Source organism: Actinosynnema sp. NPDC059797, assembly GCF_042732085.1.
In the GTDB taxonomy this organism is placed as follows: Bacteria; Actinomycetota; Actinomycetes; order Mycobacteriales; family Pseudonocardiaceae; genus Actinosynnema.
The window spans coordinates 1-8112 of sequence record NZ_JBHWIE010000329.1; the positions used below are offsets into that span (position 1 = coordinate 1).

Annotated in this window: 8 protein-coding genes; 3 read left to right on the forward strand and 5 right to left on the reverse strand. The window is 75.0% G+C overall.

All coding sequences use genetic code 11. From position 1 onward, the window contains the following. Positions 1-134 precede the first annotated feature (134 nt). From ACFV4N_RS36065 to ACFV4N_RS36080, 4 genes are all read right to left on the reverse strand, one after another. A complete protein-coding gene (locus ACFV4N_RS36065; protein WP_499677150.1) occupies positions 135-890 on the reverse strand; it encodes a hypothetical protein in 756 nt (251 codons plus the stop codon). A gap of 54 nt (positions 891-944) precedes the next feature. Beyond that, entirely contained in the window at positions 945-1856 is a 912-nt protein-coding gene (locus ACFV4N_RS36070; RefSeq protein WP_499677151.1) for a hypothetical protein, read from the reverse strand. Next, positions 1853-2191 carry a PadR family transcriptional regulator gene (locus ACFV4N_RS36075; RefSeq protein ID WP_499677152.1) on the reverse strand — a complete coding sequence of 113 codons (339 nt, stop codon included), beginning with the start codon at positions 2189-2191 and terminating at the stop codon, positions 1853-1855. Before ACFV4N_RS36075 ends, ACFV4N_RS36070 begins: the two co-directional genes overlap by 4 nt. A 121-nt stretch (positions 2192-2312) precedes the next feature. Continuing rightward, complete coding sequence (locus tag ACFV4N_RS36080) at positions 2313-4796, reverse strand: M14 family zinc carboxypeptidase (RefSeq protein ID WP_499677153.1); 2484 nt, start codon at positions 4794-4796, stop codon at positions 2313-2315. Positions 4797-4998: 202 nt separating this feature from the next. On the opposite strand from ACFV4N_RS36080, the gene ACFV4N_RS36085 reads away from it, so the two are divergent. The 3 genes from ACFV4N_RS36085 (at position 4999) to ACFV4N_RS36095 (ending at position 7008) form a co-directional block, all read left to right on the forward strand. Then, a complete protein-coding gene (locus ACFV4N_RS36085) occupies positions 4999-5583 on the forward strand; it encodes a hypothetical protein (RefSeq protein WP_499677157.1) in 585 nt (194 codons plus the stop codon). Between the two features lie 181 nt (positions 5584-5764). Beyond that, positions 5765-6565: a leucine-rich repeat domain-containing protein gene (locus ACFV4N_RS36090; RefSeq protein ID WP_499677154.1), complete on the forward strand. Its 801-nt coding sequence runs from the start codon at positions 5765-5767 to the stop codon at positions 6563-6565. A gap of 146 nt (positions 6566-6711) precedes the next feature. Then, complete coding sequence (locus ACFV4N_RS36095) at positions 6712-7008, forward strand: hypothetical protein (RefSeq protein ID WP_499677155.1); 297 nt, start codon at positions 6712-6714, stop codon at positions 7006-7008. A 22-nt stretch (positions 7009-7030) separates the two neighbouring features. Here ACFV4N_RS36095 and ACFV4N_RS36100 read toward each other — a convergent pair whose 3' ends face one another. After that, the gene (locus ACFV4N_RS36100; RefSeq protein ID WP_499677156.1) at positions 7031-8053 is read right to left on the reverse strand and encodes a DUF916 domain-containing protein; all 1023 of its coding nucleotides are present in this window, start codon (positions 8051-8053) and stop codon (positions 7031-7033) included. Positions 8054-8112: the final 59 nt, after the last annotated feature.

The window sequence follows — 8112 nt, forward strand, 5'->3', positions numbered from 1 at the left end:
AGCGCGCCCGGGCCGGCCCCCCGGGGGGGCGCGGGGGGGGGGGTCCCCCGGCCGCGGCCCGCCCCCAACCGTTGGGGCCGGGGGCGCCCCCCCGACCCGGTCGGGACCGCCGCTGCCCACCCCGTCCCGCCGGCCTACAGCGGCAGCAGGTCCCGGGCGAGGCGGCGCCTCACCGACCACTGCTCGTCCTCGCCCGACCACCAGGGGAAACCGCCTTCGCGGAAGACCCAGTTCAGGTACGAGACGAACGGCATGGTGGTCTCCCAGGAGAACAGCCCGTCCGCGCAACCGTCCGGCAGCACCACCCCGTAAGGCGGACCCCCGCTCGTGTTGTCCTTGTGCAGCCGGTCCGGGGCGAGCGGGAGCACGAACAGTCCCGCGTTCGCCGGGTCCTCCTCGTGTTCCTCCCGCCACCCGGCCCACTCGTCGTCGACGTAGTCGCGCATCGACGAGTCACCCGGGTGGCGGGAGCCCTCCACCTCGATCACGAGCGGGTCGGCGGCGGCCGAGGTCGACCAGCCCGGGTGCGTGCCCACCAGCCAGACGTCGCCGACGATCCGCACCCAGGACAGCAGGGTCATCGGCACCGCGCCGAACCGCTCCTCCAGCCAGTCCGCGTGCGCCCGGGCGGCGGGGGTGGGCGGCACGTGGGGCGGCGTCGGCGCCCGGTCGTCATCGTTGGTGTGGAACCGGTAGCCGTCCTCGGTCAGCCTCGCCACGATCAACTCGACGTTGTGCCGGGCCCGGTGCGCCATCTCGTCGCAGACCAGCCGCGCCTCCTCGGCCCACGGCGACTCCCGGACCCCGCTGCCCAGCAGGCGCAGTTCCTGCCACACCAGGTCCCGCTGCCCGCTCCGGTAGCGGTTGAGCCAATCAGGTGACGATCCCATGCCGCGGATCATGCCCGAGCCGCTGCCCGGCGGACGACCCGCCCGAGGAGCGCGCTACGTGACCGGCCGGTCGGGGCGGCGCCGGTCGACGAACGCCGGGACGCCCAGCACCAGCAGTGCCAGGAGCATCGGCGGGCAGCGGAGGAGGACGTCGTCCACCGGGGTCGTCGGCGGCGGCAGCACCCAGTACAGGGCGAAGGCCGACACCGTGGTCACGACCGGTAACAGGAGGAGCAGCGCGGCGCGCCGGCCGGTGCGGGAACCGCCGCCGCACGCCGCGGCGCACCCCAGGACCAGCACCGCGAACCCGACCACCTCGCCGACCAGCACCCCCAGCACCACGGCCGCGACGACCGTCGCGACCAGCGTGGGCACCGCGCGTCCGGGCAGCAGCTCCCGGCCGCGGACCGGTCCGGGCGACCAGGTCAGCGCCGTGGCGGTGAGCGCGCCGAGCAGCACCCAGCCGGTGTTCACGCCGGTGCCCCAGACGTGGTCGAGACCCACCTCCAGCAGCAGGGACACCGAGGTCGCCACCCACGCGACCGCGGCGGCGACCCGGCGCAGCCCCGTGAACAGCGTCAACGCCGCCACGACCGCCCAGAGGACCCACACCGGCGCGTCCGGGAACTGGGTCGCCCACGGCATGTCCCACAGGGCGTCGGCCTTGATCCACCACCCGATCTCGTGCAGGCCGGTCGTGGCGCCGGTCAGGAGCACCAGGGGACCCAGCAGGCCGACGACGGCCAGCACGTCGCCGGGTCGGACACCGCCGTCGACGGCGGCCACGCGGCGCGCGTGCAGCCGCACCGCGCCCCACAGCACGTCGGCCGCCGCGCGGAAGCCGGGCCTGGTCCGGCCCGCCGACCCGGCCAGCAGGACGCCGAGCATCTCCTCGCCGTTGCGCTCGCGGTGGTCGCGCGGGTACCACGCCAGCAGCCTGCGGTAGCGGCGCTCCAACTCCGTCACGCCACACCTCCCGCCGGTCGTGCCCGCAGGCGCCGCGACGCCGCCCGCGTGCGGGCCCGCAACCTCGCCACCTCGGCCTCCAGCCTGGCCGCCCCCCGGTCGGTCAGCCTGTAGTAGCGGCGCAGCCTGCCCTCCACGACCTCCTCGCGGTCCACCTCGACCCAGCCGTCGGAGGAGAGCCGGTCGAGCGCGGTGTAGAGGGTGCCGGCGCGCAGCGCCACCTGGCCCTCGGAGATCGACAGGACGTCCTGGAGGATGCCGTAGCCGTGCTGCGGGCGGGCGGCCAGCGCCGTGAGGATCAGGAACGTGGGTTCCCGCATCGGTGGTTCGGTCACGTGATCGGTATATACCGATCACCTGACTATGGCAAGGAGGGGGCGCCGGCCACCGGGAACGGGTCGTGGCGACCCGGCGCGGCCCGGCGGCCTCCCTGACGGAGGCCGCCGGACCCGGGCGTCAGCGCCGGCGCTGCTTGGTGGCGCGGGCGGAGTCGGTGCAGACCTCGCCCACGTCCACGGTCTCGCCGCGGTCGACGAACACGTCGGTCAGGCCGACCAGCCGCCCCTGCCGGTCGGCGCAGGTGAGCGTGTAGGCCTCCTCGACGCCGTAGGTCGGCGGCACCGGCGGGGAGAACTCCACCCGGCCCGACGTCCAGTCGTCCGGGTTGGCCGGGTCCACCTGGTCGTAGTTCACCAGGACCGCGGTGTACTCGCCGGCCGGCGGGTCGACCAGGGTGGCCACCTCGGAGTTCGTGCCGCCCTGGGCCGACTGCGCGACCACCTGCCCCGCGGCGTCCAGGACGAACAGGTCCCAGTCGGTGGCGGTGGACGTCCACGAGACCGACACGTCGAACCGGCCGTTGTCCGCCGCGGGCAGCCCCCGCACGGTGAACGGGATGCGCTCGGCGACCGGGTTGCCGGGGAACGAGGTGTTCTCCGCGGGCACGCCGGGCGGGTTCGCCAGCGGGATCGCGGCCTGCGGCGGCGCCTGCGGGTCGCGCCCGTACCGGCCCGCCACGTACGGGCGCGTCGAGGGGTTGACCGCCCACGTGAACCGGCCGCCGGTCGACGAGTACGCCGACTCGACCGTGTCCGTGACCTGGATCGGCGGGGTGGTGGAGCCGTCCGGTTGGCGCACCGGCGAGGTCGGCGTCCCGAAGGTCTTGTGCACCTTCAGCCGGTAGCCCTTCGGCGCGGTGCCGACCAGCGTCGAGTGGGCGGCCGGGTCGGCGGCGTTGGCCAGCATGTCCAGGAACGCGGCCCGGTTGCCGCCCTTGCCCGCGCCCGCCGCCGGCGCCGCGCCGACGTACTCGGCGACGACCGCGTCCTCGTACGGCGGGTGGAAGCCGCCGGGGTTGATCTCGAAGGTGAACCCGAAGCCGCCGGTGGCCCAGTACGACCAGTCCTCGGTGGTGCCGGTCGTGTCGTACAGGCCCCACGACGGGATGCTGTCGTAGCCGTTGCGCGAGGCCATCCGGTCGCCCAGCGCCTTGACCACCGGCTCCTCCAGCGGCGCGCGCACCGCGGCCACGCCCGGCGGGCGCAGCACCAGGTTGCCGTAGGTGTGCAGCGTGATCAGGTTGGTGACGGCGCGCTTCGAGACCAGCTCGCGGATGTTGCGGGTCTCCGGCTCGGAGAACGGCGCCGAGCCGCGGAACGTCTCGCTGCTCCACGTCACGCCCGCGCCCGCGCCGCCCCAGAAGCCCGCGTAGTTGCGGTTCGGGTCGGTGCCGCGCGCGACGCCGCCGGGGTTGGCCTTGCAGGCACCGGTGCGCAGCTGCGGCGGCGAGTCGTCCACGCGGCAGTTCTTGCGCTTCATCTCGTAGTCGAACCGGGTGAAGTCGCCCTTCGGCTCGGCCTCGCGGGAGGTGGAGAAGCCGTCCGGGTTCACGATCGGCACGACGACGTTGCGCGTCCTGGCCACCAGCGACCGGATCGAGTCGTCCCGGTGGTAGCCGTTGACCAGCTCGTGCGCCCACTCGATCGCGTGCTCGCCGGCGGGCCACTCGCGGGCGTGGTGCACGCCCATCAGGAGGTTGACGGCCTTGCCGTCCTCGGCGTTGTCGACGTCCTTCGCGATCTCGACCGCCACCACGTCCCGGCCCTCGGGGGTCGGCTCGGCCAGCGTGAACGCCCGGACCAGCCGCGGGTTGCCCCGGGCCAGCTCCTTCAGCTCGTACTCGTAGTCGTAGAGGTGCCGGTAGGAGGTCCGCCCGGAGGGCAGGCCCGACGCCCGGCCCCGGGAGGCGTACGCCCGGTCCCGCGCGGCGGCCTCCCGCGAGGTCCGCGACAGGTCGGCGTCCACCGTCGCGTACCTCAGCCCGCTGTTCCGCAGGGTCTCGCGGTCCGCGTCGCCGGCGAGCACGACCTCCACCCCGGTCGCGTCGCCCTTCTCGGTCAGGTCCAGGTCGAGGTCGAGCAGGGTGTCCTTGTCCTGTCGGCGCGGCGTCTCCACGCGCACGACCTCGGCGCGCTCCGCGGCGGTCGGCGTGCCCTGCGGGGTCAGGGCGAGGAAGTCGACGCCCAGCGTGGCCGTCCGCGCGGGACCGCCGTACCGGCACGCCTGCACGACGAGCCGTTGGCCGCCGGTCACGAAGCTCTCGGCCAGCTCGCGGCTGCGCAGCGCGGCGGACGCCGCCACGACCTCGCCACCGGCCTCGTCGAACACGGCGAGGTCCCAGTCGCCCTCGCGGCCCTCGCCCGGCGCCAGGCGCGCCTGCACCAGGCCGTCGACGGGGGAGGTGACCTCGCGCCGGTCCACCCCGGCGGTGCCGGGCGGCAGCAGGGCGTCGTGGCACGCCCTGGCCACGGCCCGGTCGGCGCGCACCACCCGGTCCTGCGCCGTCGCCGCGGGGACCGAGACCCCGGCGAACGCGAGCCCGACCACCCCCGCCACGACGCCCGCCCGCACCACCGGGGTGGTTCTGTGCCTGGAACTCATCGCCGCACTCCATTCGATCGTCCCACCAGACGGCCGACGCTAGGGCACGGCGGGTGTCCCGGCCACGGCCGGAAGTAGGCCGACGGTCGGAGGGGACCGCGGCGCCCGCCGATGTGCTAGCTTCCGGAAAATGCGCGGAAACCCTACGCACGGACGTGCGGCTGCCGCACCCACCAAGGCTTTCGCGGCGCTCGTCTGCGCGATGGCGCTCTCCCTCGCCGGTTCCGCCGCGGTCGCCCACGCGGACACCTCGGCGACCGGCGCGCACGCCCAGCGGCACCGCGAGTGCGCGACCCCGTCGATCGACCGGTTCCAGCAGTGGCTCGCCTCCGGCGAGGGCGCCACCGTGCCGGCCACCGGCAGTTTGCTCGTGCGGGAGCGCCACGGGTACGCGGCCGAGGTCGAGTTCCTGGGCGACGAGTGGCACGTGGCCGTCGTGTGGCTCGGCAACCGGTTCGAGGCGCAGGCGGACCTCTCCGATTCGTCCGGTTTCTGGCTGACCTACAGCGCGACCGACGACCTCTACGTCCAACTGCGCTCCGCTTCGCGGTGGAGCGGCGGCGCCCAGTGGCTCACGAAGGTCCCGTCGACCGGCGGGAAGCTCGTGCGCAAGTTCTTCGGCTTCGCGCCCCACCGGTGGACGTGGCTGCCCGAGCTGGGCGAGCCGGCGCACTCGTTCGCCTCCGCGCTGGGCGAGGCGCGCGGCCTGGTCTTCGTCGGCAAGACCCCGAACCGGATCGCCTTCCGGGGCCTGCGCGTCGACGACTACCGCCCGCCGTGCCTCTGAGCGCACCCCCGGAACGGGGGGTGGTGCGGGGATGACGGCGGGACGACCGGTGCCCGCGCAGGACGACGTGCTCGGGTGCTTCACGCCCGGCAGCCCGGTCAACCCGATCGCCACCTCCTGAACCGCGGGCCTCGCGCGGGGGAACTCGCGCCGGGGACCACCCCGTCGTTACGCTCCCGCGGTGACGGCGGACGAGAGACCTCCCGGAGCGGTCCCCAACCGGTTCGCGGGCGCGGTCGGCCCCTCGGCGGGCGGCCCCGACCGGGACCGGTGCCGGTGCGTCGGGTACTCCACCGAGGACCGGCCGAGGACCGTCCGCTTCCACCGGGACCGGCAGGACGTCGCGGCGCCGGGCTGGCTGCGCCTGCTGGAGCTGGTCGAGGAGGCGGCGGCCGACGGCCGGGAGGAGTTCGCGCCCTTCCGGGAGATGACCGCCCCGGAACGGCGGCAGGTGGTCACCCTGCCGCCCACGATCGCGAAGCTGACCGCGGTGCGGCGCCTGCTCCTGTACGGCACGAACCTGGTGCGCCTCCCGCCCGAGATCGGCGCCATGACCGGCCTCCGGGCGTTCGACCCCTACACCTCGCACCGGCTGCACTGGTACCCGTACGAGCTGACCAGGTGCCCGGGACTCGCGGACAGCACGGTGAGCACCCGGGTCCTCTACGGCAACTTCAAGTTCCGGCCGCCGTTCCCGGCGCTGCGACCGGTGACCGGGGTCGGGCAGGCGGACTTCGCCGCGCTCGACCCGGGCGTGTGGGGCGCCGCGGCCGTGCGGACGTGCAGCGTCTGCGACGGGCCGGTCGACCGCGAGCTGCGCCAGGTGTGGATCTCGCTCCGGATCGCGACCGACGTGCTGCCGCTGCTGGTCAACGCGTGCTCGGCGGCGTGCGTGGCGGCCCTGCCGGAGCCGGCGGCCGATCACGTGCCGGTGCCGCACACCGGCGGGCCGGACGTCGTCCAACCCCCGCCCTGGTACTGAGACCCGGACCGCGGTGTCACCCGATCGGACGCTGTCGAGGTGCGGGACCCATGCGTGCGTCCTAATGTGTAGTTGCGCTGAGTGACGAAACCCAGGACGCCGAGGCGCTCGTCCGGCCTCGACGACGACCGAGAGGCGGATCGACGATGACGACCGCGCACCGCGAGCACACCGACCACGGCCACGCGCACGGCGAGGACTGCGGCCACGTGGCCGTCCCGCACCAGGACCACGTGGACTACGCCCACGACGGCCACCTGCACCGCGAGCACGACGGGCACTTCGACGAGTGCGAGCCGACCGGCCACGGCGCGCACGACGGCCACGACCACGCCCACGGCGAGGGCTGCGGCCACGTCGCGGTGCAGCACGGCGACCACCTGGACTACGCGCACGACGGCCACCGCCACGCCGCGCACGGCGAGCACTACGACGAGCACTGACCCGCGCGGCGCGGGGAGCCGGTCAGGGCGTCCCCGCGCGCGCCCCGGGCCGGGCGGCCGGCTGCCCGCGCAGCGCCCGGATCCTCCTCCGGACGCGCCACAGCGCGGTGGTCGTCCCGAGGAACAGCGCCAGGGCGCCCAGGGCGGTCCACGGGACGGCCCACACGGACGCCTCGGCGGTCGCGGGTTCCACCGCGCCGCCGAGCGACTGCGCCGCCGAGGTGACCGGCTCGACCTCGACCCGCACGTCGAGCGGGCCGAGCGGCAGGACCCCGGTGAGCGTCTGGGTGAGCGTCACGGCGTTGCCCGGCAGCAGTTCCGGCAGCACCTCGCCGGTGGTCGAGCGCCCGCCGAGGCCGAACAGGCCGCTCACCCGGGCCGACGGGCGCAGGGCCAGGCGCAGGTTGCCGTCGTTGACCACCGTGTAGGTGACCTCGACCTCCCCGGTCCCCGCCGGGTTGGCGGTGCCGCGGTAAACCGGGGTCGGCGAGTCGATCCGCACGGAGGCGTCGACCGGACCGGCCACCCGGACGTAGAGCCTGCTGCCCACGCGGCGCTCCACCTCGACCGGAGTGCTCCCGCCTGAGGTCAGCGCGGCGACGAGGCCACCGACGTGGTCGCCGGGTTCGGCGTCGGCGGGGACGGTGACGCTGAAGGGCACGACCGCGGTCTCGCGGGCGGGCACCACGACCCGGGGCGAGGCGACGGCGACCCAGTTCCCCACCACGGTGGACGCCTCGTCGCGGGCGAGCAGGTCGAAGCCGCCCGTGCCGGTGTTGACCGCGTCGCCCGCGTACAGGTCCAGCGCCAACTCGGTCTCGCCGAGGTTGCGCACGGCGAGGTGGTCGTCGTACCGCATGCCGGGTTCCACGACGTAGTCGAACCGGGTCCGGCCGTCCGGACCGGAGGCCGAGGCCGGGGCGATCGACCACGTCTGCCGGGCGTCGCCGTCGGCGGGTTGCGCCGCGGCCGTCGGCAAGGGCGACAGGGTGACGGCGAGCAGGGCCGCACCCACGAGGCGGACCGCGGCCACCAGGGTTCTCACGAGCGCTCCAGCGGGAAAGGGGTGGTGCGGGTCCACCCCTTTCGAAGGGGTGGACCCTG

Coding starts and splice junctions, on each gene's coding strand:
- ACFV4N_RS36065 (WP_499677150.1), bottom strand. CDS start 890: ATGGGATCGTCACCTGATTGGCTCAACCGCTACCGGAGCGGGCAGCGG.
- ACFV4N_RS36080 (WP_499677153.1), bottom strand. CDS start 4,796: ATGAGTTCCAGGCACAGAACCACCCCGGTGGTGCGGGCGGGCGTCGTG.
- ACFV4N_RS36085 (WP_499677157.1), top strand. CDS start 4,999: ATGGCGCTCTCCCTCGCCGGTTCCGCCGCGGTCGCCCACGCGGACACC.
- ACFV4N_RS36095 (WP_499677155.1), top strand. CDS start 6,712: ATGACGACCGCGCACCGCGAGCACACCGACCACGGCCACGCGCACGGC.